This window comes from Enterococcus sp. DIV0086 (assembly GCF_050498705.1).
Lineage (GTDB): Bacteria > Bacillota > Bacilli > Lactobacillales > Enterococcaceae > Enterococcus > Enterococcus faecalis.
Window position 1 is genome coordinate 238,272 of the sequence record NZ_JBNIDN010000001.1, and the last position, 26,127, is coordinate 264,398.

25 protein-coding genes, 1 pseudogene and 1 riboswitch are annotated in these 26,127 nt (G+C 38.2%); of the genes and pseudogenes, 24 read left to right on the forward strand and 2 right to left on the reverse strand.

From position 1 onward, the window contains the following. Nucleotides 1-32: 32 nt before the first annotated feature. The 20 genes and pseudogenes from IGI63_RS01155 to IGI63_RS01250 all read left to right on the forward strand — a co-directional run bounded on the left by IGI63_RS01155 (nucleotide 33) and on the right by IGI63_RS01250 (nucleotide 17,777). Nucleotides 33-425: a hypothetical protein gene (locus IGI63_RS01155; protein ID WP_002360492.1), complete on the forward strand. Its 393-nt coding sequence runs from the start codon at nucleotides 33-35 to the stop codon at nucleotides 423-425. Between the two features lie 19 nt (nucleotides 426-444). After that, the gene (locus tag IGI63_RS01160) at nucleotides 445-852 is read left to right on the forward strand and encodes a RinA family phage transcriptional activator (protein ID WP_002360491.1); all 408 of its coding nucleotides are present in this window, start codon (nucleotides 445-447) and stop codon (nucleotides 850-852) included. Nucleotides 853-1,073: 221 nt separating this feature from the next. Continuing rightward, on the forward strand, nucleotides 1,074-1,490 hold the full coding sequence (locus IGI63_RS01165; RefSeq protein WP_002382237.1) for a hypothetical protein: 417 nt from the start codon (nucleotides 1,074-1,076) through the stop codon (nucleotides 1,488-1,490). Between the two features lie 12 nt (nucleotides 1,491-1,502). Beyond that, complete coding sequence (locus IGI63_RS01170; protein ID WP_429975161.1) at nucleotides 1,503-2,015, forward strand: phage major tail protein, TP901-1 family; 513 nt, start codon at nucleotides 1,503-1,505, stop codon at nucleotides 2,013-2,015. 32 nt (nucleotides 2,016-2,047) lie between these two features. After that, on the forward strand, nucleotides 2,048-2,407 hold the full coding sequence (locus IGI63_RS01175; RefSeq protein WP_002357848.1) for a tail assembly chaperone: 360 nt from the start codon (nucleotides 2,048-2,050) through the stop codon (nucleotides 2,405-2,407). Between the two features lie 17 nt (nucleotides 2,408-2,424). Then, nucleotides 2,425-2,793: a hypothetical protein gene (locus IGI63_RS01180; RefSeq protein WP_425139955.1), complete on the forward strand. Its 369-nt coding sequence runs from the start codon at nucleotides 2,425-2,427 to the stop codon at nucleotides 2,791-2,793. After that, on the forward strand, nucleotides 2,783-5,716 hold the full coding sequence (locus IGI63_RS01185; RefSeq protein WP_429975162.1) for a phage tail protein: 2,934 nt from the start codon (nucleotides 2,783-2,785) through the stop codon (nucleotides 5,714-5,716). The genes IGI63_RS01180 and IGI63_RS01185 overlap by 11 nt, the downstream gene beginning before the upstream one ends. A 1-nt stretch (nucleotide 5,717) precedes the next feature. Beyond that, complete coding sequence (locus IGI63_RS01190) at nucleotides 5,718-6,644, forward strand: distal tail protein Dit (RefSeq protein ID WP_429975163.1); 927 nt, start codon at nucleotides 5,718-5,720, stop codon at nucleotides 6,642-6,644. A gap of 12 nt (nucleotides 6,645-6,656) precedes the next feature. Beyond that, nucleotides 6,657-8,114: a phage tail protein gene (locus IGI63_RS01195; protein ID WP_429975164.1), complete on the forward strand. Its 1,458-nt coding sequence runs from the start codon at nucleotides 6,657-6,659 to the stop codon at nucleotides 8,112-8,114. Nucleotides 8,115-8,146: 32 nt separating this feature from the next. Then, nucleotides 8,147-9,916 (forward strand): hypothetical protein, encoded by a 1,770-nt coding sequence (locus tag IGI63_RS01200; RefSeq protein ID WP_429975165.1) that lies wholly within the window; start codon nucleotides 8,147-8,149, stop codon nucleotides 9,914-9,916. Between the two features lie 23 nt (nucleotides 9,917-9,939). Continuing rightward, nucleotides 9,940-10,336: pseudogene (locus IGI63_RS01205) on the forward strand (phage holin family protein). Between the two features lie 118 nt (nucleotides 10,337-10,454). Next, a complete protein-coding gene (locus IGI63_RS01210; protein WP_429975166.1) occupies nucleotides 10,455-11,579 on the forward strand; it encodes an SH3 domain-containing protein in 1,125 nt (374 codons plus the stop codon). 153 nt (nucleotides 11,580-11,732) lie between these two features. Further along, nucleotides 11,733-12,653, forward strand: coding sequence for a tRNA pseudouridine(55) synthase TruB (gene truB, locus IGI63_RS01215; protein WP_002357840.1), 921 nt, complete (start codon nucleotides 11,733-11,735; stop codon nucleotides 12,651-12,653). 25 nt (nucleotides 12,654-12,678) lie between these two features. Beyond that, a complete protein-coding gene (gene ribF / locus IGI63_RS01220) occupies nucleotides 12,679-13,629 on the forward strand; it encodes a riboflavin biosynthesis protein RibF (protein ID WP_002363808.1) in 951 nt (316 codons plus the stop codon). Beyond that, nucleotides 13,629-14,225, forward strand: coding sequence for a GNAT family N-acetyltransferase (locus IGI63_RS01225; protein WP_429975167.1), 597 nt, complete (start codon nucleotides 13,629-13,631; stop codon nucleotides 14,223-14,225). Before ribF ends, IGI63_RS01225 begins: the two co-directional genes overlap by 1 nt. 149 nt (nucleotides 14,226-14,374) lie before the next feature. Further along, the gene (locus IGI63_RS01230) at nucleotides 14,375-14,698 is read left to right on the forward strand and encodes a PadR family transcriptional regulator (RefSeq protein ID WP_429975168.1); all 324 of its coding nucleotides are present in this window, start codon (nucleotides 14,375-14,377) and stop codon (nucleotides 14,696-14,698) included. Nucleotides 14,699-14,701: 3 nt separating this feature from the next. Continuing rightward, nucleotides 14,702-15,043 (forward strand): DUF1048 domain-containing protein, encoded by a 342-nt coding sequence (locus tag IGI63_RS01235; RefSeq protein WP_429975169.1) that lies wholly within the window; start codon nucleotides 14,702-14,704, stop codon nucleotides 15,041-15,043. A 25-nt stretch (nucleotides 15,044-15,068) separates the two neighbouring features. Continuing rightward, entirely contained in the window at nucleotides 15,069-15,329 is a 261-nt protein-coding gene (locus IGI63_RS01240; RefSeq protein ID WP_002360471.1) for a DUF2087 domain-containing protein, read from the forward strand. 158 nt (nucleotides 15,330-15,487) lie between these two features. Next, entirely contained in the window at nucleotides 15,488-16,663 is a 1,176-nt protein-coding gene (locus IGI63_RS01245) for an FtsW/RodA/SpoVE family cell cycle protein (RefSeq protein ID WP_002357834.1), read from the forward strand. Beyond that, the gene (locus IGI63_RS01250; protein ID WP_429975170.1) at nucleotides 16,629-17,777 is read left to right on the forward strand and encodes an FtsW/RodA/SpoVE family cell cycle protein; all 1,149 of its coding nucleotides are present in this window, start codon (nucleotides 16,629-16,631) and stop codon (nucleotides 17,775-17,777) included. The genes IGI63_RS01245 and IGI63_RS01250 overlap by 35 nt, the downstream gene beginning before the upstream one ends. A gap of 61 nt (nucleotides 17,778-17,838) precedes the next feature. On the opposite strand, the gene IGI63_RS01255 is transcribed toward IGI63_RS01250, so the two are convergent. Next, a complete protein-coding gene (locus IGI63_RS01255) occupies nucleotides 17,839-18,726 on the reverse strand; it encodes a LysR family transcriptional regulator (RefSeq protein WP_002357832.1) in 888 nt (295 codons plus the stop codon). Nucleotides 18,727-18,749: 23 nt separating this feature from the next. Next, entirely contained in the window at nucleotides 18,750-19,625 is an 876-nt protein-coding gene (locus IGI63_RS01260) for a LysR family transcriptional regulator (RefSeq protein WP_002382245.1), read from the reverse strand. A 252-nt stretch (nucleotides 19,626-19,877) separates the two neighbouring features. Continuing rightward, nucleotides 19,878-20,048: riboswitch (M-box (ykoK) riboswitch) on the forward strand. 113 nt (nucleotides 20,049-20,161) lie between these two features. Between IGI63_RS01260 and mgtA the strand changes: the two genes are divergently transcribed. From mgtA to grpE, 4 genes are all read left to right on the forward strand, one after another. Then, nucleotides 20,162-22,822, forward strand: coding sequence for a magnesium-translocating P-type ATPase (gene mgtA / locus IGI63_RS01265; RefSeq protein WP_429975171.1), 2,661 nt, complete (start codon nucleotides 20,162-20,164; stop codon nucleotides 22,820-22,822). Between the two features lie 244 nt (nucleotides 22,823-23,066). Further along, entirely contained in the window at nucleotides 23,067-24,215 is a 1,149-nt protein-coding gene (gene hemW, locus IGI63_RS01270) for a radical SAM family heme chaperone HemW (protein WP_429975971.1), read from the forward strand. A gap of 225 nt (nucleotides 24,216-24,440) precedes the next feature. Then, entirely contained in the window at nucleotides 24,441-25,484 is a 1,044-nt protein-coding gene (gene hrcA / locus IGI63_RS01275) for a heat-inducible transcriptional repressor HrcA (protein ID WP_156189974.1), read from the forward strand. A 54-nt stretch (nucleotides 25,485-25,538) separates the two neighbouring features. Next, nucleotides 25,539-26,078, forward strand: coding sequence for a nucleotide exchange factor GrpE (gene grpE / locus IGI63_RS01280; RefSeq protein WP_002357827.1), 540 nt, complete (start codon nucleotides 25,539-25,541; stop codon nucleotides 26,076-26,078). The last annotated feature ends 49 nt before the right edge of the window (nucleotides 26,079-26,127 follow it).

Genomic DNA, 26,127 nt, shown 5'->3' on the forward strand with positions numbered 1-26,127 from the left:
GACAATGACACTAATGTTAGGTTATCTAATTGGTGAAAGAGAAGGCCGTAAACATGAGTAATTTAACAAAACGTAAAAAAGATTTATTTGAAATGAAAAGCGTTGTATTTAAAGATATTTCAAAGCAACAAAGCGAAAAAGCACAAAAAAGAAAACGACTCTTACAACTAATGAATCAATATCCCGATTGGGCAAGTCAAAAAAATAAACTTATTATGCAGGAAATTCAAGAATTAGGACAAGCAATCGGTAATTGGTCGATGGATCAATCAAGACCCATCCAATCCATCAAGGCCGCATCGTTTACAAAAAGCGAGTATCTCTATTTAATTTGGCTCGGTTATTCAGATGAAGCGATTCGTCACGGCTTAGACATGTCGAAAGAGTGTTATTTTATTTATCGATTAACACTTTTAAATGAATAAAAGTAAAGGAGATTAACCAATGCGTACGTCAACATTTAATTATATCAAAGATATTTTAGCAGACTTTTATAAAACAGATGAGTATATCCGTCAACGGGAAGAAGAATTACGGCACCCTTATCAAGAAGCAGATTTAAATGCTGGTATTAGAGGACAAGGACTTCACTCTGTAGTGACCGAACGAATGGCGATTACGATAGCTATGGATCGTCGTCTGTGGAACTTAGAGAGAAATCGAGACATTATCAAAAATTGTTTAGCTGAAGCGGATGAACAAACGCGCGTGATTATTGAAGAACTATATATGAAAAAACGGCCCTCTTTAACATTAATTGGACTTGCCCAGCAATTATTTATTAGTAAAAGCCAAGCCTATAAATTAAGAAATCATTTCTTTGAAGCGGTGGCGGATGAACTAGGGATGTAAACATGGAAAAAGCGTGGAATTTTTTCAGGTGTCAACATGGTAAATTAATAGTGTCGAAAGAGATAGATAAACGTGAGGCAACCAAAAAAATGAAGACACGGAATTCTATGATTTTGACTGCTTTCTTGTGTCAGCTATGAAGGAGCAGAAAATGCCGGCTACTTTCAAGATCCTTCATTTTGACTAGAAGAGAGCCAATTTGTTAACCAATCCTGAATTTTTTGAATGGAAAGGTGGCGCTAAAAATGAATGAAGCGGAACAAGAGTTATATGAAGCCCTTGTTGCAATCTGCCAGACGTCAGGATTTTTGTTGCTAGAGGAACTGCCGACAGATTTACCAGATCAGCCATTTGTTTACTTAGGTGATAGTAAAGAATTACCTAAGCCAACTAAATCAGCTATTTTGGGTGAAATTGAATTAATAATGCATGTTTATGGTGCGTTATCTGAACGACAACAAATTTCTACAATTAAAGGAACGATTTTACGGCAGGCAACCAGTAACTTAAAACGAACGGCTCATTTTAATTGGGGTATCAAACATCAAGAAGTCAAAGCACAAATGGTAAAAGATACCAAACAAATGAAAAAAACAATTTGGCATGCTGTACTACCATTACACATGCAATTTTACTAGGAGGAATTATCAATGGGAGAAGTTATGCAAGGAAAAGACCGTATTTTATTAGTTCGTCGCTTGGATGAAGCAGCGACAAAGAAAGCAATGAAACCCTTATTTCAAATTGAACATGAATGGGAATTCTCACGTGAATCGAGCGGTACGCAAACAAAAGATGGCGTTGCGAATGCTGTTTCTGGTTTAGAAGTTACGTTATCGTTAAGCGGTTTAGCCTCTCGAGATGATGAAAATTTATACATGAAAGACGCAGTTGAAGATGGCATCTTAATGGAATTTTGGGACGTTGATTTAAAAGGTGAAAAAAATGCGGAAGGTAAATATCCAGCAATTTATGCCCAAGGTTATGTAAATTCATGGATTTTACCAGCCAATGTAGAAGAATTAGTAGAAATCGAAACAGAAGCCTCTATTAATGGCAAGCCACAAGATGGCTTTGCAACAGTAGAAGCAGATATTATTGCGGAAGCACAATATGCGTTCCAAGATACCGTTCCAGAGAAAGCACCACAACCTGGCGAATAATCAAAAAGTGTTGAATTTTAGGAGGATAAAAAATGAATTTAGAGATTAACGGAAAAACAATTGAAGTGAAATTTACGATTGGCGCGATTCGCGAATTAGATAAACGTTACCAAATTGAAAATGGCGCTGCCAAATTCGGCATGGGCATCAGTTCAGCAATGATTTATTTACGCCAATACAATCCAGTAATCTTAGTTGACATCATGGAAGCTTTACAAAGTGGGCAATTAAAAATAGGTAAGTCGGAAATTGAAGCATGGTTAATGACCCAAGATGTCAAAAAACTTTCAGATGATTTGCTTAAAGAAATGGGAAAGCAACCTCTTACAAAACCAATGATCGATCAGTTCAGCAAAGAAGCGAAGAAAGCAGAAGCGCAAGCGACCAACTAATTAAAACGAGCGATGACGTGTATCACGACATCGCTCTTTCTGCTTTTCGCTACTTAGGCTGTCGTTCGTTTGAAGAAGTGGATCGGATGACCATGTCTGAATTTGAATTACGAATGATTGCTTTTAATTTAGCAGAAGTAGATGAAGAGCGGAAAAGGCACGAGCTTGCCTACTTAAATGTTAAAGCGCAAGCGACAAACAAAAAAGGAAAACCCGTTTTTGAAAGCTTTAAAAGTTTTTATGATTATGAAAAACGAGTTGCTGAAGTTCTGGCAGCTAACCAGCCACAACGAACAAAATTAAATGAGCGGGAAAAAACGCAACTTGCCACTGTGGCAGAGCGTCTACGCCGCTATCGAGAAGGGAGGAGAGTAGATGGAGAATGACAAAGAAAAAACGCCGTTGTCGGAGGCAAAGAAAAGCCTTGTAGGCGTCCAACAAGCATTAAAAAGTATGAGCGGTGAGTATGCCTTATTAAGTGGATATTTAGGGAAAATTAGTGCGGGTGTCAATCAGTCAGCCACGGTCATGAACACATTTAAAACCGTCGTGCAACAATCTGGAGAAACAGTGAAAAAAACAGGAGACGAAACAGCAAAGGCAGCAGATCAAATGAACACAGCGTTAACAGATTCTGCTGAACAAGCCGGTGAAGCAGCTAAAAAAGCGGGGAAAGAAACCTCTGATGGCTTTACTAATGCACAAAATAATATGCTGAGCTTTGGGACGGCCATGACTAGTGCCGTTTCCTTACCTATGCTGAACGTTTTAAAAACAGCTATGGGCGTCGGTGCTGGGGTCAGTGGCGAATTTCAAGGAATGCAAGGACTGATTATGGCCAGTGCAGGAGGGATTTCTGATTCATTGCAAGGCGAGTTGCAAGGGGCATTGACTCAGATGAATCAATCATTTGAAGCGGCAGCACAAGTGATTCAAAGCGTGATGGCTCCAGGAATGGAAATTTTGGTTCAAGTGGTTATCACAGTCGTCAAAGGCATTACAGCTTTGGTGAATTTATTTATCAAATTACCAAAACCCGTCCAAGTTTTTATTGTTGCCATTATGGGCATTTTAGCCGCCATTGGGCCCATGTTGATTATGGTAACGATGGCTCAGCAAAAATTTCAACAGTTTAGTGCTGGTTTGGCTCTTGTACAAGGAAACATTGGGAAGTTAGGTGGTGGCTTATCAAAACTAAGTGCTAGTTTTAGTGCCTTAGGTGGAGGACCATTAATTTTAATTGTAGCAGCTGTTTTAGCAGCTGTAGCAGCGTTTATTTATTTCTATAAAACCAATGAAACATTTAGAAATAGTATCAATAGTTTAGCTAGTGCCATTCAAGGAGCTGTTTCAGCGGCGTTTGGCAAATTGGTAGGATTGCTACAACAGATCCAGCCGGCCTTTCAGCAAGTAATGGCAGTTTTTAAACAATTTTTTGCAGTAGGATTAGAGAAATTGGCGACTATTTTTTCAACAATTGGTCGTGTGCTAGCAGGCGTTTTTGCCAGCGGTTTGCAATTAGGTAGTAACTTATTAGGGCAATTTGGTGGCACCTTTGACAAAGCTGGTTTAGCGGTTGGTCTTTTGGTAAAAGTTCTGACAAAAGTTGCACTGGCTGCATTAGGAATTTCTGGGCCGTTTGGTCTAATTATTTCCTTGATTGTTTCATTCGTGACGGCCTGGATGAAAACCGGTGATTTGAGTGCGGGTGGTATTACCCAAGTCTTTGATAATTTAGGTAACACGATTACATCGGTTACAACAATGCTGGCAGCTAATCTACCGAAAGTTATACAACTTTTTACAACCGTCTTAACCAGTATTCTCGGGAAAATAACAGAAGCTATTCCAAGCATCGTAACCGCGTTATCTAGTTTAATTACGTTAATTGTTGGTGCGATTGTTGCCAATTTGCCAGTCTTAATTGAAGCGGCAACACAAATTATTACTACGTTGATTCAGGGGATTACAACAGTCTTACCAATGTTGATAGAAGTTGGTTTGAGCTTATTAATGACTTTAGTTAATGCGATTGTCACCGCCTTGCCAACAATTACAACTGCAGCGATTAATATCATCACTACATTAGTGACAGCTTTTGTCACAGCGTTACCAATGCTAGTTACAGCAGGTGTTTCAATTATCACGGCCTTAGTCAATGCATTTGTTACGATGTTACCGTTGATTTTGACTGCTGGTTTACAAATTTTGATGGCATTAATCACTGGGATTATGACGATTTTACCTCAGTTAATTCAATCAGCGCTGACGATTATTCTAGCGTTAGTGACTGCGTTGGTAGGTGCCTTGCCACAGATTATCAGTGCAGGTGTCAAATTGTTAATGGCGTTAATTCAAGGGATTATTTCGATTTTACCAACCTTAGTTGCGGCAGCTATTACCTTAATTTTGACATTGGTAAATGCCTTAATTGGTGCCTTGCCACAAATCATCAGCGCAGGCGTCAAATTGCTAATGGCTTTGATCCAAGGGATTATTTCAATTTTACCGCAACTGGTTACTGCAGCAATTACGCTAATTACCGCTTTAATGGGTGCGTTAATCAATGCGTTGCCACAGTTGTTAAGTGCTGGGATTCAACTGATTCAAGCCTTAATTAATGGTGTACTCAGTCTATTGGGTGCCTTGCTGTCCGCAGCAGGAACATTAATCTCACAAATGATCACGAAGATTGGTTCTTATTTTGGTCAACTGTTAGCTTCGGGCGGACAGTTAGTTGAAAATATCAAAAATGGGGTTACCAATGCAGCCGATCAGGTAAAAAATGCCATTGGTTCTGTAATTGAAGGTGCTTGGCAAGCAATCCAAGGTTGGTTTTCAAAATTCACCGATGCCGGTGCGAATATTGTCGGCATGATTGCTGATGGAATTACAGGCGCAATTGGAAAAGCCAAAGAAGCAATCGATGGGGTCGTCAGTAAAATTCGTAACTTTTTACCATTTTCACCAGCAAAAGAAGGTCCCTTATCTGATTTGCATAAATTGAATTTCGGCGGCACGATTGCCACGGGGATTTATGCAGGCGAAACAGCCGTTAGTAGAGCAATGGCTTCTATTTTAGATTTACCGCTGTTAAATGATTTTGCCTTGGACTTAGCTGGTCGAGGAAACTTCACGGCAACGATTGACCATCGTTTAGAAAATGATGCATACAATCGACCATTATTTGTGACAGTAGAGTCAACGTTAGATGGAAAAGTTGTCGCAGCAACTACTGCGCCTTATTTAGCAATGGAGTTACAACGACAACAAGTGAAACAAAATAACCGCTTAGGAAGGAGAGGATAACATGTATAAATTTGTTGATACCAATCAAGCAACTCATTCAACGCCTCTTCCTTCAGAAGCGTTGAATTTTAACGGTCAATTTTTAGAAAAAGTCATCCCTGGCTATCAAACATTATCAGTTTCAGGACGAGAATTAGTTCCAAGCGAAATTGAAAGCTATCAATTAGGGATTCGTGATGGTAAACGTCACGTTTATGCGCGAATTCCAGAACGAGAATTAACAGTCAAATATCGCCTTTCAGCTGTGAATAATGAAGCGTTTCGAGATGCATTTAATCATTTAAATGTTGCTTTGTTTACGGAAAAAGACGTTTCTATTTGGTTTAACGATGAACCGGAAATGCTGTGGTTTGGCAGTAAGTCTTCAGTGAGTGATGTACCCGAAGGCGTTAACCAAGTAACAGGCACCTTTACTTTATTGCTTTCTGATCCGTATAAATACACACGGAGTGATGCGACTAGTGTGATGTGGGGTTCGCCAACCATTACATTTCAAGTAAATTACTTAATGGGGAATACAGGCTCAGGTGCAGTTGATTTTCCAATTTTAATTGAAGGCGGGGCTTATTGGGGATCAACCATGATTACCTTTCAAAATCGGGCCTACACGATGGGGGATTTAGGCAAAGAAGTTCGGCCAATTGAAATTTATCCTACGGTTGAAGGGTTAAAAGTCAAACCGACCATTATTTTAACAGGAACCGGACGTGGTGTTTGGATTAAAACACGGAACGATACAATTAACTTAGGAGACTTTGATCGTTCGGAAATTATTATCGATACTGAAAATTTTTATCTGACAAAAAATGGTGTACCGATGATTCGACCAATGAACGATTTTTATCTATATCCCAATGAACCGCTGTATATTCAAGCCAAAGATAGCGACTTCCGCTTGACGATTCGCTATCCTAACCGATTTGTGTAGGAGGGTGATTAAATGTTAATGGCGCTGGATTTGAAAAGAACATATACGGCAATTTTGGACAATGCCTATCAAGTCAGTTATGAAAAAATAGAGAACAAAATTGGGAGTTTAGATTTTACCATGCCACTAGATGATCCTAAAAATGAATTTATTGAAGAAATGCAATGGGTGGAACTGACCGACAATGAGAATGAATATATTGGTTTATATCGCGTGATGCCAACCACAATTAAGAAAGATGCGAACAATAATCAAATTCACTACTCTGCCACAGAAGCATTATGTACCTTAGGCGATACTGTCCTATTTGGTTGTCACGAAATTAAAAACAAAACAACGAAAGAGGCCATTCAATTTCTATTGAATAAACAAAAAACAAAGCATTGGGTCCTAAAAAAATGTGATTTTTCAAGGAAATTAACCTATAAATGGGAGAATGAAAACGGGCTAGTCGAGCCTTTATTTAGCATCCCAGCCGATTTCGAAGAGGAATATCTTTGGCAATGGAATACAGAGGTCTATCCTTTTGAACTTTCATTAGTCAAACCGCCAACAGAACCAGTTGCGCGAATTCAAGAAGGTTACAACATGCAAGGATTTGAAATAGAACGTAATCCCAAGATGCTAATCAATCGGATTTATCCATTAGGTTCAGGCGAAGGTGTTAACAAAGTCAATATTCGCTCGGTCAATCAAGGGGTTCCGTATTTAGAGAACAAGGCCGCAATTGACCGCTATGGTTTATTAGAGTCAATTTGGGTGGAACAGCGTTTTTCTGATCCCAAGGCATTAAAGGAAAATGCTTTGCGAATGTTAGAAGAATGGACCAAACCACAAGTTTCTTGGGTAGTGACTGCAGCTGATTTAATTAAATTAACAGATCAACCTTTGGCAATCGATCGTTTGCGGTTGGGTACGGTTATCATGATTAATACGAATGAATTTGGGAGTGTCAACCTTCGTATCAAAAAAGAAAGTAAAAAAGATGTCTTTGGTGCCCCCCAAGACATTCAGCTAGAGTTGGGAAATCTGCAAGAAACAATTCATAGTACCATGACAGCTTTCAGTCGGAAACAAGAGATTAGCGAAACTTACGCACAAGGGGCGACGACACTTTTAAATCGTTCAATACAAGTAGAACTTAACAAGACACAGCCAGTGGAGCTGAATTTATACTTTGACGAGGACATTCTTTATGTAAACACCGCAGAATTAACGTTCAAGGCAACTGCTAAAGGACCTTCGCATTCTGTAACGAATATTGATTTGGTAGTGGATGGCAAAAAATTACCCCAACTATCATTGCAACAACAACGGCTAAACATTTTGAGTTATTTACGAAAAACAACAGATGGAAAAATCGAACGCGGCAATCACACGCTTCAATTTTTCTCTCATCAGCCACTATGGTTGGATGCTTCGGTCATCTGTCGTGTGTATATTCAATCCCAATTGGGTGGTCAGTTTTAATAAAATAATGAAAACTAGAGGAGTGTGACGAAATGTCAGTAGAACATATTGAAGAATTAGATACCCTGAATCAAGGTCGCCTTAAAATCAATGCAATCTTGGATCAGTCGAATGCATCAGCTGAGAAAGTTGATGCTTACCAAGTCCAGTTAACGAATGGAATTTCTGAAGCGAAAAACATCGCAGATGAAGCTGGCAAAGAAGCCGTACAAATTGCCACCGATGCAGGCAATCAAGCAAATGAAACAGCCAACCAAGCGATGAACAATGCCAAAACAGCCATCACGATTGCAGGAAATGCAGTTTCAACGGCAAATAATAATAAACAAGAATTTGATACTTTGCGAAATGATTTCGATCAATTAGTAGCAGAAGCGGGTGATAGTAATCCAGAAATTGTCCAAGCACGCACAGATACACAAGGCATCAAACAAGCTACCTTAGCGAATCGTCTTCAAATTGATTTGAATGACCGTATGACAAAAGCAGACGGTATTTCTTTATTGGCTAAGCCAACCACTGTCAAATTGAAGTTAGACTTTAACGGTAAAACGGCCGGCAATACAGCCACCAATGCAAACAGTTATTCCACTGATTTTACGGCTAAAATTCTTAAGAATCCAACAGACGTTTGGGAGGAAGTTTCCCAAGCGAACTACAATAAAATGGCCAGCCGTGATGATGAGGGTGTGAAAACAGGTTCCACCCAAAGCGGTGTGATTCCGCAACAATTAGCGGCCTTCAATCTCGTTGAAGCCGCAAAAAAATTAATTCCACAAATGTTTGAAACATTCACAACTGACGAGGCGGTAGCATTTATTCGCCAGAACGTTCAATTTTTTACGATTAATCAACGTGTGAAAGCTGCTGCGCCGAATAATCAAACGATTAAAATCGCTGCGTATTTACCAACTACGGATAATTGGGTAACTCAAATCCAAGAATCAGCAAAAGAGTTCATCGATTTTTCAATTCAAATCAATGATCAGAATTTTATCACAGATGAAGGTTTCATTTATTTAATGAGCTATACAGATTCATCGAATGGGGTAACGCCAGCTAGCTTAGAAGTTGATTACGTGGGGCTTCATATTGGTCTGTCTGTTGATGCCCAAGCGGTTTTAGCGAAGAGTGGTTTTGTTCAAGCAGAGCAACTCAAGACCCATGTGGAAAATCAGGATAATCCGCACCAAGTAACCGCTGAACAAGTGGGGCTAGGCAATGTAGAAAATTATGGCTTCGCATCAGACAGCGAAGCAGTCGCGGGAACTTTAACGAGTAAATATATGCACCCGAAAAACGTTGCGGAAGCGATTAAAGGTCAAGCTGTGACACAAACAGGTGATCAAGAGATTGCTGGGGTGAAGAATTTTGTGACTATGCCAACCGTCAACGGTGTGCCTTTTGAATCTTATAAAATGGCCATTTATGAAGCTAGTGGAGTCGGTGAAGTCGAGGCAAAATATCAGGCGGCCTTTAATAAGGATAATATGAAATTTGTATTAATCAGAGTTGGAAATCGTGTCGATGCATTTGTAAGATGTAATTTGAGTGATCCAACGAAATTGAATACCCACATGCCTAAAATATTTAATATACCAACTGGGTACAAAATGTCCTCAAAAATAAGTGCTAGTGTCTGGAATATTCCGCTGTCAGTTGCACCTGCCGCTTTTCCGTATCCTAATTGTAATGCACTATATGAAATCGGGAATCAAGGGATAATTTTTGCCTCAAGCAGAGCTGGAAATATTTACCTACAAGGAAGTTGGTATACGGACGATCCGTTTCCAACAAAATAACAAGCTAGTTTAGGAGACTTTTTATGGAACGTTATCTCAACACAATAACAATGCTTTTAAGCATTTTCGGTGGGATTGTCGTACGTTTATTAGGCGGATTAGATCAATTGTTGGATGTCTTCCTCTTTTTAATTATTGTCGATTTCATCACAGGTTGGATTAAGGCAATCGCCACAAAAGAATTGTCCAGTCGGATTGGTATGCTCGGAATTGCGAAAAAAGTGACGATGTTATTTGTGGTTGCCGTAGCGGTTCGTGTTGAAAAAGTTGTGGGGAACAATTTGCCAATTCGGGAAATGGTTCTGATTTTTTACATTGCGAACGAAGGACTTTCTTTTTTTTGAAAATATTGCGACCTTTATTCCTATGCCGAAAAAGTTAAAAGAGTTATTTATTCAGTTAAAAAATAAAGATGATTAAGTAGAAGTGGTCGGGACAAACGTAGAACTTTCGGCTGATTGCCGAAGAAATTACTTCTGTCTCGCCATTCATTTGCAGGTTTAAGCCATGGAAGGGAAGTTATTTTGATTTTCCTTCCATGGCTTTTTTAAGAAAGGAGCATGCTATGTTTAAAAAATTAATGATTCAACTTGCTTTAGTGATTGGCTTAAGTTTAACGATTCCGATGACGACTTGCGCTTACACTATCGAAGCGGATCCAATCAACTTTGCTTATTTTCCAGGCTCTGCAAGCAATGAATTAATTGTTTTACATGAATCAGGAAACGAGCGGAACCTAGGACCACACAGTTTAGACAATGAAGTGGCCTATATGAAACGAAATTGGTCAAATGCTTATGTCTCATATTTTGTCGGATCTGGTGGACGAGTGAAACAATTAGCTCCTGCTGGCCAAATTCAATATGGCGCAGGTTCTTTAGCTAATCAAAAAGCCTATGCGCAAATCGAATTGGCTCGAACGAATAATGCGACGACATTTAAAAAAGATTATGCTGCCTATGTTAATTTGGCCCGTGATTTGGCTCAGAACATTGGTGCTGATTTTTCGCTGGACGATGGAACAGGTTATGGCATAGTCACTCATGATTGGATTACAAAAAATTGGTGGGGAGATCATACAGATCCTTATGGTTATTTAGCGCGTTGGGGGATTAGTAAAGCGCAGTTGGCACAAGATTTACAAACGGGCGTTTCTGAAACAGGTGAGACTGTCATTATTCAGCCAGGTAAACCTAATGCGCCAAAATATCAAGTAGGACAAGCAATTCGTTTCACTTCAATCTATCCAACACCAGATGCTTTAATCAATGAACATCTATCAGCAGAGGCACTTTGGACACAAGTAGGAACAATTACAGCGAAATTACCCGACCGACAAAACCTTTACCGTATTGAAAATAGCGGACATTTGTTAGGTTATGTGAACGACGGCGACATTGCTGAACTTTGGCGCCCGCAAACGAAGAAATCATTTCTAATTGGTGTGGACGAAGGCATTGTTTTAAGAGCAGGACAACCTAGCCTGTCAGCCCCAATTTATGGTATTTGGCCCAAAAATACTCGCTTTTATTACGATGCGTTTTATATTGCAGATGGGTATGTTTTTATTGGTGGGACAGATACGTCAGGCGCGAGAATTTATTTGCCAATCGGACCAAACGATGGCAACGCACAGAATACATGGGGATCATTTACTAGCTAAAAAAAGCCACAAACTCTGCTTTTATCAGAGTTTGTGGCTTTTTTTGCATTTAGCAGAGATTTTGCCAAAGGGAATAAGCAACGGAGACTGCGAAGCTAGGTACTTTTATGCTATAATGACAAAGTTAGTATTATCGGAACTGGAGGAACTATAATGGACGGCATTTTACCGTTATGGAAAGAACGTGGCATGACAAGTCATGACTGCGTATTTAAATTGAGAAAAATTTTACATACCAAAAAAATTGGTCATGGTGGTACGCTAGATCCAGATGTCGAAGGGGTCTTACCCATCTGCGTTGGCAAAGGAACGAAAGTGATCGAATACATGGTAGATTCTGGCAAAACCTATGAAGGTGAAATTACACTTGGATTTGCTACGACAACCGAAGATGTTAGTGGCGAAATTGTTGAAAAAAAACCAGTTACAACACCTCTGTCAACTGAACAAATTGATCAAGCAATGGCCGAAATGACAGGTGAAATCACACAAATCCCACCGATGTTTTCTGCGGTGAAAGTCAATGGTAAACGTTTATATGAATATGCGCGGAATGGGGAAGAAGTTGAACGGCCCCAACGAAAAGCTATGATTTATTCATTTGAACGTACTAGTGAACCAATTTTTAACGAATCCGCTCAAACACAAAGTTGGCGGTTTAAAGTGGTCTGTGGCAAAGGAACCTATGTGCGGACACTATCCGTGGATACTGGCAAAAAATTAGGCTATCCTGCCCATATGTCGGATTTAACGAGAACGGCAAGTGGCGGTTTGCAAGCTGCGCAATGCTTAACGTTAGAAGAAGTAGCCAAACAAATGGCTGCTGAAACAATCGATCAATGCCTTTTGCCCATTGAGACAGCAGTAGAACAATTCCCACGAATTGATTTATCAGATGAATTGTATCAAAAAGTAAAAAATGGCATGCGTTTGCACAAAAAAGAATTAGGAATAAAGGCAATGCCAGAATCCTTAGTTGCCTTATTTTACCAAAATCAAGTGGTTAGTTTATACATGCCACACCCAACGCATGATAAATTATTGAAACCAAGTAAAGTTCTACGGAACAATTAAATAAAAAAGAAGGAAGTTTTTGCACATGCAAGTTATTCAACTACATCATCCCTATGAACCCAATCAAATTCCTAATGAAGAAGTCGTGATGGTCCTAGGCTTTTTTGACGGTGTCCACAAAGGCCACCAAAAAGTAATTGAAACAGGCAAAAAGATTGCTGAGGAAAAAGGCTTGAAGTTAGCTGTGATGACCTTCAACCAACACCCATCAATCGTTTTTCAAAAAGTTTTACCAGAAAATATGAAATATTTAACTAGCTTGGAACAAAAAGAACGCCTAATGGCCAACTTGGGCGTTGATATTTTATATATTGTCGAATTTACTTCAGCGTTTGCTCAATTAAAACCGCAAGATTTTGTCGATCAGTATATCGTTAATTTAAATAGTGCAGTGGCAGTCTCTGGGTTTGATTATACGTATGGTCCTAAAGAAATCGCTGGAGTCAAACAGTTACCAACTTATGCGCAAGGCCGTTTTGAAGTGGTGACAGTACCAAAAGAAGAAATGACTGGTGCCAAAATTAGCTCAACAAGAATTCGCGAAAAAATGGAAGCCGGCGAAATGGAGGAGGTCACGGAGTTGTTAGGATATATTTATGAAACAGAAGGAACAGTTGTCCATGGCGATGCTCGTGGCCGTTTATTGGGTTTCCCGACCGCTAATGTCAAAGTGAAAAGCACCGTGCGCTTACCAAGAATTGGCGTCTATGCTGTGCAAATCGAAGTTGGTGGCAAATGGTATGTCGGCATGGGCTCAATTGGTCATAATGACACCTTTGGAGAAGGACGCGATTTAACCGTGGAAGTCTATATTTTGGACTTCCATCAAGACATCTATGGCGAACAAGTGGTGGTTCGTTGGAATCATTATTTACGTGACCAAGTGAAATTCAATGGGGCTGAAGCCTTAATCGACCAATTAAAACAAGATGAACGAGATACGGCTGACTATTTCCAACAATCTGAGGACAAATAATGAAGATTCGTCAAGAAAAACCTGCAGAGTATCAAGCTGTAGAGCGTTTAACGTATCAAGCGTTCAAGGAATTAAACTTGACCGAAAACTGGCGTCCCACAGAGCATTTTATCGTGCATTTATTAAGAGAAAGTGCCGACTTTATTCCGGAGTTGTCCTTAGTTTCAGAAACTGATCAAGGAAAATTAACGGGTCATATTATGTCTTCAAAAGCCAAACTACGATTACCTGATCATACAGAGAAGGCTGTTTTGACCGTTGGGCCGCTAAGTGTCCATCCAGAAGCACAGAACACGGGCGTAGGCTCAGCGTTAATTAAGCATTCTGTGCAGAAGGCCAAAGAATTAGGCGTCGGCGGATTGATTATCCTGGGCCATCCAACTTACTATACGAAGTTCGGTTTTGTTCCAGCGACTACTTTTCAGATTACGTTACCAGAAAAAGAAACATCAGAAGCATTATTGGGTTTGGAATTACTGCCAGGTTATTTTGGTACAAGTGGTGGGGAGTGGCATTTTTCAACATGCTTTGCTTATCCAGAAACACACCTTGTAGAATTAGAAGCCTTTGAAGCAGAACTCGGAATAAATGAATAAAGAATAATAAGACGCGACAACTACTAGTTAAGTACTGGTGGTTGTCGCGTCTTTACTACTTTTTATTACAAAGTAGTTGACAGAACCGGTACTCAGTATTATTATGTAGTGGTACATAGTACTAAAGAGTAGTTTAGGGAGGAAAAGCAGTGAAGCAGACAGAGTTGCTAAAAGGCATTTTAGAAGGTTTAGTTTTAGCCATCATCCAAAGGAAAGAAACATATGGTTATGAAATTACAAAAATTTTAAATGACCAAGGTTTTACTGAAATTGTTGAAGGAACCATTTATACGATTTTACTGCGTTTAGAAAAAAATCAATGGGTTATAGCTGAAAAAAAGCCTTCAGAAAAAGGGCCAATGAGGAAGTTCTATCGCTTAACCTCATCAGGAGAAGCAGAACTCGTTGATTTTTGGCAGCGGTGGACGTTGCTTTCAAAACAAGTAAACAAGATGAAAAAAATGGAGGGATAGAGCATGTCAAATTTTAAAGCGTTGATCAAAAAAGTTGTGGGGGATAAAAAAGAGTACAAAGAATATAAACGACGGATTGCAGCATTACCAGCAGAGTATCGACAAGTATTTCAAGAAATTGAAAAATATGCATGGCATTTTTCAGATCATAGCGGAGCCAATATGTTCAATACGTTGACTGATTTACTTGATCTGTTTGAAGAAGGAGCTGCTAACGGAACACCTATCAAAAATATTACGGGAGAAAAAGTAGGTGATTTTGCTGAAACAATTGTCAATGAAGTCGCTGGCAAATGGACTGATAAACAGAAAGAAAAACTGAATCATCAATTTTCTAAACAATAGTCAAAACAAAAAAAGGAGAATAAACATGGTTGAAAATTTTTTTAAAGAAGGAAAGTTGCTGGTTATTCCCAAGAAAAATGCGAAAAAAGTCCAAGTGTTTCAACGTGTGGCCAACCAATTTGAATTTGGGAAAGAATATACGGAAAAAGAAGTCAATCAGCGACTTAGAGAAATCTATGAAGATTATGCACTTTTGAGACGGTATTTAGTAGATTATCAGTATTTAGAAAGAGATAAGTTTGGAAAAATTTATCAGAAATGTGAGCAACACACAAAAATTATATAAATGGCTTTTTTTAAAAGTAGCGAAACTAGGTGAAATGAACCAAGTCTAGCTACTTTTTGTTATGTAAGCTTAGTAATAGTTCTATAAAAAACTCTCTATTTGTTTTCTAACTCAGACTGGTAAGATTGATTTAATTAGAAAAAGATAGAGGTGAGAGAATGAATCTACGTACTTTAGGTCTAACAAAAATTCTTTTGACCTTTATTATATTAAGTATTATTGGCGCGTTAATGATTTATAGCGCCAGTAGCTATGACTTGCTGATGCAAGGCGTGAAGCCCACTGCTGTGTTTATTAAACAAGGCATTATTATGTGTCTCAGCTGGGTGCTAATGTTCGTGATTTACAAAGTTCGACTAGAAGTGTTATTTAATAAAAAAATTGCGATTGGACTGCTTTTAGTTTCGGTACTATTACTGTTAATGGTTCGACTACCTTTTTTTGGTGTAGCAGCGAATGGCGCACAACGTTGGATTTCTCTCTTTGGAATCCAATTTCAGCCATCAGAACTTTGTAATTTTGCGATTATTTATTACTTGAGCTGTTATTTAGGTGAAAAAGAAAATGGCTTGACAACGAAGCAGTTAAGAAAACAATGGCTGTTTGTTTTGGTCGTTGCATTTTTAGTTTTAATTCAACCCAAAGTTGGCGGGGCTATTCTCATTTTAGTTATTGGCAGTGTCTTGATTTTCTCAGCAAGTATTCATGCAAAATTTAGTGTAATTGCTGCGGGGATTGTCGTTGCTAGCGCGGCGCTTCTTTCTAAAATAATTATTTTTCTAGGCGATCACCGCTACTTACCACATTTTTTTGCGCATGTGTATGACCGCTTAGTTGTTTTGAAAAATCCGTTTTTATCTTTTCATGATCGCGGATTTCAGCCTTCAATGGCCTATTTGGCGATGTATAATGGTGGGTTTTGGGGCACCGGACTAGCCAATGGTATGGTAAAAAAAGGTGGCTTGCCAGAAGGTCAAACCGATTTTATTTTTGCGGTGATTGTGGAAGAACTTGGTTTGATTGGCGGCTTACTATTGCTATTTCTTTTGTTATTTTTAGCGGCCTCGATTTTGCGGAGTAGTTGTGTAATAAAGAATCATTGTTACGGCTTGTTTTTGTTAGGGGTCGGGACCTTGATTTTAGCTCAAACGGCGATTAACATTGGTGGCGTTTTGGGTTTGATTCCAATGACGGGAATTCCTTTACCGTTTGTTAGTTACGGTGGGACAAGTTATTTAATCTTTTCAGTGGCATTAGGAATCGTCATTAAAATTATTGCAAACGAAAGGCGGCAGTTAAATGGTCAATACAAAAAAATTCAACTTACATCTTAATTATGATTTATTATTGCCCATTTTTTTACTCACACTTTTATCTTCTGGTGTGCAATATTGGATTGCCGTTAATGAAGGAAAAGATGGAACTGTGCCAGCATTAAAACAACTTTTCTTTATTTTTGTTGGCTATGCAGGCATGTTTTTAGCTAGTCGGCTGTCACAGAAATTTATTTGGAAAGTAGCTCCTTTTTTCTATGGGTTTTCATTAATCTTAATGAGTGCTTTGTATTTTTCCTATGACAAAGGAATGTATTTATTGACGGGCACAAAGCGCTGGTTAGATTTAGAGTTTATTAAATTTCAGCCATCAGAAATTGCGAAAATTGCGTTTATTTTAATGTTGGCAAAAATTATTGTCCAACATGAGCAACAAGACTGGTCTGATAAATGGCGTTCAGACAAGCAACTTCTAAAAAAAATCGTTGCGGTTAGTGTCCCTGTTTTTTTCTTGATGGCGGTACAAAAAGATTTTGGGACATCCCTTGTTTTCGTAACGATTATTCTATCTCTTTTAGTTATTTCAGGAATTGATCGCAAAATTTTAATCATTATTTTCAGTGCTTTAGCAACGTTAGGCGTGGTCTTGATTCTGTTAGTCTTTACAGAGTGGGGGCACAAAGTACTCTTCTTTTTACATTTTAAACAATATCAATTGGATCGAATTTTAGCATGGATTCATCCCTATGATTATGTCGATAAAATCTCCTATCAACAAGTACAAGGCTTATTGGCAATTGGTTCGGGTGGTTTATTTGGCAAGGGTGTGCATGGGATTGAAGTGTATGTTCCTGTTCGTGAGTCTGATATGGTTTTTACTTTTATCGGGGAAGCCTGGGGCTTTGTGGGCAGTGCCACTGTTGTTTTTCTCTATTTTTACTTGTTTTATCAAGTTTTAGTAGCTGGCTTGCGGAGCAATTCGCGTTTTTGTATGTACATCTGTGTCGCCCTCATTTTTTCGCTGGTTTTTCAAACGGTGGAGAATATCGGTGCGGTGATTGGACTGTTGCCGTTAAAAGGTATTCCGCTTCCGTTTTTAAGTCAAGGAGGCACTTCGTTAGTGATGGCTATCACTTCTTTAGGATTTGTCAAAGGAAGAGAAGCCGCTACCTGAAAACACAAATAAAAACCAAGACTGGAACTCGCTTGCCGACAAGCTCTAGTCTTGGTTTTTACTATTGAAATTGTTTTTGGCATTCAGCCAAAAGTTGTTGAAGTTGTCGACTCATGTAACGTTCTTTTAAATAATAAACTGCCATGTTTCGTTTAGGTAGTTCTTGGTAAGTTAGTGTATGAATCGAATTGTCTAAAAGTTGAATATTTGTGTATTCGGGGACAATAGCGAAACTATCGGAATGAGACACCAAGTGAGTAATAAGTGAAAGAGTATCCACTTGAATGACTTTCTCTGGAGAAAAATTAGAAAACGTAGTATCTAGCCAATTGGTTAATTTGTTTTGCTCGGAAAATTCGGTATTTAAACGGACGAAGGGGTACATTGTTAGTTCTTTTAAAATTTCTTCCGTCGTAGCTTTGGCCAAAGCTGGATGATCGTTTCTTAAAATGAATTGATAATTTGCTGTAAATAAATCAATTTTACCAATATGTTCAGGTAATGGTAAGTCAGCAAAGGAAATACCAAAATCTGCATCCATTGTTTCCAAGGATTGAAGAATATTTTCTGTAATAATAGTGTGGACTTGTAAGTTGGATGAACGATCCGTTAATGTTGTCATTAGTAAGTCATTCAATTTATATTCTAAATCACAGAGATAAGTGGCTACATAAATATGGTTGGAAGAATGATTAATTTCTTTTAGCTCTTCTTCAATTGAGACCAACTCATTGGTGATGCGCCAACAATATTTTTCTAAAATTAATCCAGCTGGTGTTAAGGTGGTAGTTTGGCCTTGGCGATTAAAAAGTTCCGCGCCTAACGTTGCTTCAAGAATTTTTATTTGCTTACTTAATGCAGCTTGAGAAATTGCTAAATTTTCGGCTGCTTTAGTAAATTGTTTCACTTTGCATAACTCTAAAAAATAATGTAAACGAAATAGTTCCATGGGAATTCCTCCTTTTTCTATTCCTAGAATAAATAACGTAATTGTTCGAATAAATAACGGTGTGCTTCACAATGTCCGTGATGATTATTCTGAACTAAATAGATGGCTCGTTCTGGACTATCTTCCAGAGGAATACCAACTAAGTTACGTCTGTTTAGTTCATCAGTGAGTGAATAGGGAAGGATGCTACAGGCTTTTTCTCGTTGGACCATGTCTAAGACTAAATGAAGAGAAGGGAGTTCGATGACGATTTGCCGATTTTCCCAATTGATTTTACGTTCCCAACGTTTAAACACTTTTTTTTCATATACTTGATCGGAATATGCAGCAAAAGGTAAAGAACGAATTTCGTCAATCGTCACGCTATCGGCATGGGCTAAAGGATGATTTTTATTGACACAAAGGAGATAGCTTTCTGTATAAATTAATTCTTTCTCTAATGGAATCGAGGTATCCAAAAATATCCCAATCCCAATGTCAATTAAATCTGTTTCCAAGGCTGTTTCAAGATCGTAATAATACTTAAAATCAATACTTACATACGGATAGGATTGATTAAATAACAACAAGACTTCTCCAAATGCTTTATCTATATCAATTAAGTTTGTTCCAATCCGAATGGTCGTTGTCGATCCTTGGGTCACTAATTCATTAATCTCTTCTTGCGCTTCCTTAATGAGTGCAAAAATCATTTCTGTTCGCTTTGCGACGACTTCGCCTGCTGGAGAAAGCCGACAATGTTTCTTGTCTCTTAAAATTAATGAAGCACCTAATTCACGTTCCAACTCCTTGAGCTGGGTACTTAAATAAGGTTGACTCGTATGGAGCTTTTGAGAAGCTAAAGTAAAACTCGCATACTTTGAAACTGCCATAAAATATTCTAGTTGTTGTAATTTCATTTTCCTCACCGCCGTTTCTTTAACTATACAAAAAATAGCAGAAGAAAAGCTTCTCGACAAGGCTATTTGACGGTCTTTAGATTAATTTAACCAGTTATGATTCTATGAATAAATACGAATCATACCAGAAAACCATAGTAAATAAGCGGATTATTTTTCTTTTTGTTACTGAATGGACAAAAAGTTATCTGCTAAAAACTTTTTCTATATCGTTATTTTTTCAAGGAAGAATTATACTTGCTGTTGTAATTAAATAAGATTTGTTAGGTGAGGCTCCTATACAAACATAGGCTACTGCCCAAAAATGTCGAGAGACGCCAATGGGTAGAACAGGAACTGTCGAATGAAGGCTTTTCTTAAGGTAGCTAAAAGCAATCGCTTTTTACGTTGTATAGTGCTAAAGCTCAACGATAAGAACGATTATTCTTTGACACGTTGAGTTTTCAGCGTGTCTTTTTTTGTGGAAAGGGTGAGGAAAATGGAAGATGAACCGATCGTCAATTCAAGTCAACAACAGATAAATGAGGTGAAAGAAAATGGAAAAGAAAATGCGTCACTTGGGCCATGACTATAGTTACAAAAAGTTTGCCCATTCAGAAGTAGAAAAAGTTTTACAACGTTTCGGCTCAACTTGGGATGGCATTAAACACCAAGATATTGAAGAATTACAAGAACGTTATGGCCGCAATAAAATTATGAATGAAAAAAAAGCTTCACGGCTGCGACTTTTTATAAAATCGTATATCACGCCGTTTACTTTGGTGTTACTAGCACTAGCCACGATTTCATTTTTTACAGAATATGTCTATGCTGCGCCAGAGGAAAAAGATGTTACTGGCGTGTTAATTATGTTAGCGATGGTCATCTTAAGCGGCACGATGAGTTTTGTACAATCAGTCAAATCAAGCAATGCAGTTGAAAAATTACAAAATATGATTAAAGTTACAGCGACAGTCATTCGTGACAAGAAGCAAATGGAAATTCCTATTGAGGAAGTTGTGTGTGGCGACTTAGTCCAACTATCCGCTGGCGATATGATTCCAGCCGATTTGCGTTTAATCCAATCTAAGGACTTATTTGTTTCCCAATCATCCCTGACTGGAGAGAGTTTTCCCATTGAAAAACACGCGACTCATCAAAAAGATAGTGATCAAATTGATACAGAATACGACAATCTTTTGTTTTTAGGAACAAATGTAATTAGTGGCACTGGTTTGGGCATTGTCATTAAAGTTGGTAATCAAACTTTATTTGGACGGATGGCTTCTGATAACGGAGAAGAGCAACAGCAGACGAGTTTTGAAACAGGAATTAATAAAACAACGTGGGTGCTGATTCGCTTTATGTTGGTCATTACGCCAACTGTTTTTCTAATTAATGGGTTAACAAAAGGCGATTGGGTGGAAGCGTTAATGTTTGCGATTGCCACAGCTGTTGGCTTGACACCAGAAATGTTACCTATGATTGTAACAACCAATTTAGTCAAAGGTTCTCGAGAAATGGCTAAAGAAGGCACGATTATGAAAAATGTCAATGCCATTCAAAATTTTGGCGGGATGGATGTACTTTGTACGGATAAAACAGGTACCTTAACACAAGATAAAGTAATTTTAGAATACCACTATAATATTGGGTGCCAAGAAGATCAAAAAGTCTTGGATTTAGCATTTCTAAACAGTTATTTTCAAACAGGTTTGCGTAATTTAATGGATAACGCCGTTATTCAAGCGGCGACACAAGAAAGTGATATACAATCAGATGATTTTTATAAAGTAGATGAAATTCCTTTCGATTTCAATCGACGTCGAATGAGTGTGATTATCAAAGAGTTTAAAACGCGAGAAACACGCTTAATTACCAAAGGGGCGGTTGAAGAAATGCTCTTGGTCTGCACACAGGTACTTTTAAATGGCGAAATTGTGCCCTTAACAGAGACGCTACGTCAAAAAATTACCAAAGACGTTGAAGCTTTAAATCGAGATGGTTTGCGCGTTCTAGCAATTGCCGATAAAAAAGTCGAAGCGGCTGAATGGGAGTATACAACTAAAGATGAATCAGAGTTGATTTTACAAGGTTATCTTGCCTTCTTGGATCCGCCAAAAGAAACAGCAGCGGCAGCTATTCACGCCTTGCATCAACATAATGTAGCTGTGAAAGTATTAACGGGGGACAATCAGTATGTGACGCATTCTGTTTGTAAAGAAGTTGGTCTGGCTGGCGAAAAAATTATTACAGGAAATGAACTTCAACAATTAAACCAAGAAGAATTAAGAAAAACCGTTCAAGCGTATAATATTTTCGCCAAAATTACGCCTGACCAAAAAGTTCGTATTGTAAATGCGTTAACTGAAAATGGTCAAACTGTTGGCTTTTTAGGTGATGGAATAAATGATGCTGGAGCAATGCGTGCTGCTGATGTAGGAATCTCTGTTGATACAGCTGTCGATGTGGCGAAAGAATCGGCGGATGTAATTTTATTGAGAAAAGATTTAATGGTTTTAGAAAAAGGAATTTTATCTGGACGGCGCGTGTTTACGAACACGATGAAGTACGTCAAATTAACAGCAAGTTCTAATTTTGGCAATGTTTTTTCCGTGATCCCAGCAAGTATCTTTTTACCATTTTTACCGATTGCTCCGATTCAATCGCTATTATTAAATCTAATTTACGATACTTCGTGTATGTCAGTTCCTTGGGACAAAGTAGATGAAGAATACGTAGAAAAACCAAAAAAATGGGAACCAAAATCAATTGGTAATTTTATGCGTTGGTTTGGCCCAACGAGTTCTATTTTTGATATTGTTACCTATTTATTTATGTATTTCATTGTGTGTCCGGCTATCCTAGGTGGCTCATTCTTTGAATTAAATGGAGCAGATCAATTGATCTTTATCGGTATTTTCCATGCAGGGTGGTTCATTGAGTCCTTATGGTCCCAAATGCTCGTCTTGCATTTCCTACGAACAGAAAAAATGCCTTTCCTTCAAAGTAGTGCTTCTGGAATTATGACGTTAGTCACTACAGCAGGGATTGTTCTCGGAACTGTTTTACCCTTTACCGCTTTCGGTGCAGAACTAGGGTTTGTCGGTTTATCACCAAGCTATTTCTTGTATTTAATCCCGACAATTGTTGCTTATTTAGCACTGGTTGCGTTCATTAAAGTTTTATACGTCAAACGTTACGGTCAATTACTGTAACTGATTTGTACTATCTATATATAGAAAAATTTTTTTACTTTTCTTTCAAGGTTGAGGAGGTGTCGGTTTTTATGACAGCTCCTCGTTGTTGTTTTAAGTGACTGTGCGAATTTTTTTATGGATTTATTTGTCATTTACAGTTAGTATGGCTAGTAGAGACTTTCCAAAAAGAACGAGCTTTTTGGTAATAAGGAGATAAAACGAGCTAATGACCAAAACAAACCAACTTTCAACTTCAACGCCGATGTTCGATCGGTCGGCCTATATTCATATTCCATTTTGTGAGCATATTTGTTATTATTGCGATTTTAACAAGGTCTTTTTAGAAGGACAACCAGTTGATGAATATATTCAGAGTTTATTAAAAGAAATTCAACTTACGCAAGCATTGTATCCAGAACAAGAAATGAAAACCATCTATATTGGCGGAGGCACGCCAACTTCATTATCAGCGAAACAGTTAGATGTGCTACTAAAAGGGGTTCGCGAACAGCTAACGTTTGATGAGCGAAATGAATTTACGGTGGAAGCAAACCCTGGTGATTTAACCCAAGAAAAATTACAAGTCATGAAAAACTATGGCGTCAATCGTCTTTCGATGGGCGTTCAGACATTTGATGATCGCTTGCTCAAAAAAATCGGTCGCAAGCACACCGCCGCAGATGTTTATGAAACAATGAAATTTTTAGAAAAAGAAAATTTTACCAATGTCAGTATCGACTTAATCTATGCTTTACCTGGACAAACATTGGAAAGTTTTCGCGATACTTTGACAAGAGCCTTAGCATTGGACTTGCCACACTATTCGCTTTATTCATTAATTCTTGAAAATAAAACAATGTTCATGAACTGGGTTCGTCAAGGACGGTTACAGCTGCCTGAAGAAGAAATCGAAGCACAGATGTTTGACGAAACGATTGAAGCAATGGAGAAAAAAGGACGTCATCAATATGAAGTCAGTAATTTTGCTTTAACAGGAAAAGAAAGCCAGCATAATCTGGCTTATTGGAATAATGACCACTACTATGGATTTGGCGCAGGTGCCAGCGGCTATCTTGGGCAAACTCGTTACAAAAATCATGGTCCAATCCAACATTATTTAAAACCCTTACGAGAAAATCACTTGCCAATTGTGGAGACCGAAGAATTAACTCGTCTAAATCAAATAGAAGAGGAGTTATTTTTAGGCTTACGTAAAAAAGTAGGCATTTCTAAACAAAAATTCCAACAAAAATTTCATGAACCAATTGAAGCAATTTATGGAGAGGTCATTCAACGCTTAATCAAAGAAGAATTATTAATTGAAGAAGCAGATATCTTACGTTTAACGAAAAAAGGACTATTTGTGGGGAATAATGTTTTTGAAGCATTTTTGTTAAGTGAAAAAGAGTAAAAAAATAAAAAAATCATCGAAGTGTGACAAAGCATTTCGATGATTTTTTTATTACAAAAGTTGGTATTGATGGTTTTTGAAGGTGGTTTGCAGCGGTTAGCACTCTTGTGTGAAGAGTGCTAAAAAGTTGCGTATTTCCCTTGACAAAAAGGTAAGGACTTGTTATATTAGTATATGTAGTTAGCACTTAGATGTTAAGAGTGCTAATGAAGGGTGGTAATAACGATGATTACAGAAAGACAACAAAATATCTTGAGACTTATCATCCGAAATTACACGAACACGGGCTTACCTGTCGGTTCTAAGAAATTGATGGAGGATGGCATTGCCTCTAGTTCTGCCACAATTCGTAATGATATGAAAGCGTTAGAAGAATACGGCTTATTAGCTAAGACCCATTCTTCTTCAGGGCGAATCCCCTCAATGGCTGGTTATCGTTACTACGTGGATCATCTTTTACAACCAACACAAGTAGAAGAGAACGAACTTAGAAGGATCCGTCAATCTTTTGGAAAAGAATTTCATGAGATTAATGATATTATTCGACAATCAGCTGAAATTCTATCAGAATTGACAAGTTATACTGCTTTTTCATTAGGACCTGAAGTGAAAGAACGGAAATTAACCGGCTTTCGAATGGTTCCTTTGAATGATCGGCAAGTCCTTGCTATTATAGTGACAGATAAAGGCAATGTTGAAAACCAAGTATTTGCCATTCCTGCCGCTGTTTCTAGCCAAGATCTTGAAAAAATGACACAAATCATCAATGATAAGTTGGTTGGACAACCTTTGTTGACCGTTTATCATCGTTTGCGGACGGAGATTCCGATGATTTTACATCGCTATTTCCAAACGCCAGAAGGAATGATGAACTTATTCGATGAGATGTTAGGACATGCCTTTGAAGAAAAAGTCTTTGTCGGTGGTCGCATGAATTTGTTAGATTTTGGCATCAAACAAGATATTGAACAATTGAAATCTGTCTATTCCTTTATGCAAAATTCTGATGAGCTGACGCATTTATTAAATGGTTCTGCAACAACAGAAAATCCAATTGTTTTTCGTATCGGCTCAGAAATTGGCAACAATCTCTTAGAAGATATGAGCATGATCACTGCTACGTATGAAGTATCAGGACATGGCAAAGGAACAATTGCCCTGCTAGGGCCAACCAGTATGCCGTATTCAAAAATATTCGGTTTGGTAGACACGTTTCGACATGAGCTAGCTTCACAACTAGGTGACTATTACCGTTTTTTAGGTAATTAAGCAAACATTGTTAGGATAAGAAGTAGATGCATAAAGAGAAAGGAAGTTGCTGAAGTGAGTAAAAAAGAAGAGAAGCAAGAAGAATTACAAGAAGAAATGGAAGCTGTTGATGCTGCTGGCGTTTCTGAAGTAGAAGTTGAAGCAACAGAGATTGAAAATCTTAAAGCAGAGCTTTCCGAAATGGAAGACAAGTTCTTGCGGGCAAGAGCCGAAATTGCTAATATGAGCAATCGAAATAAAAACGAACGAGAATTATTAGTTCGTTACCGCTCACAAGATTTAGGTAAAAAGATTTTACCATCCATTGATAATTTAGAACGAGCAATGGCCATTGAAGTATCAGATGAACAAGGCGAAAGCTTGAAAAAAGGTATTTCGATGGTGCTAGAAAGTATTACTGTGGCTTTAAAAGAAGAAGGAATTGAAGAAATCCCAGCAATGGGTGAAACCTTTGATCCAAATTTACATCAAGCCGTTCAAACAGTCCCTGCTTCTGAAGAAACCCCAGCAGATACCATTGTTGAAGTTCTACAAAAAGGGTACAAATTACAAGATCGTGTGTTACGACCATCAATGGTCATTGTTGCACAATAACAAACGTTAATTAAAAATATATTATTATAGAAAACTAATACAGATTGGA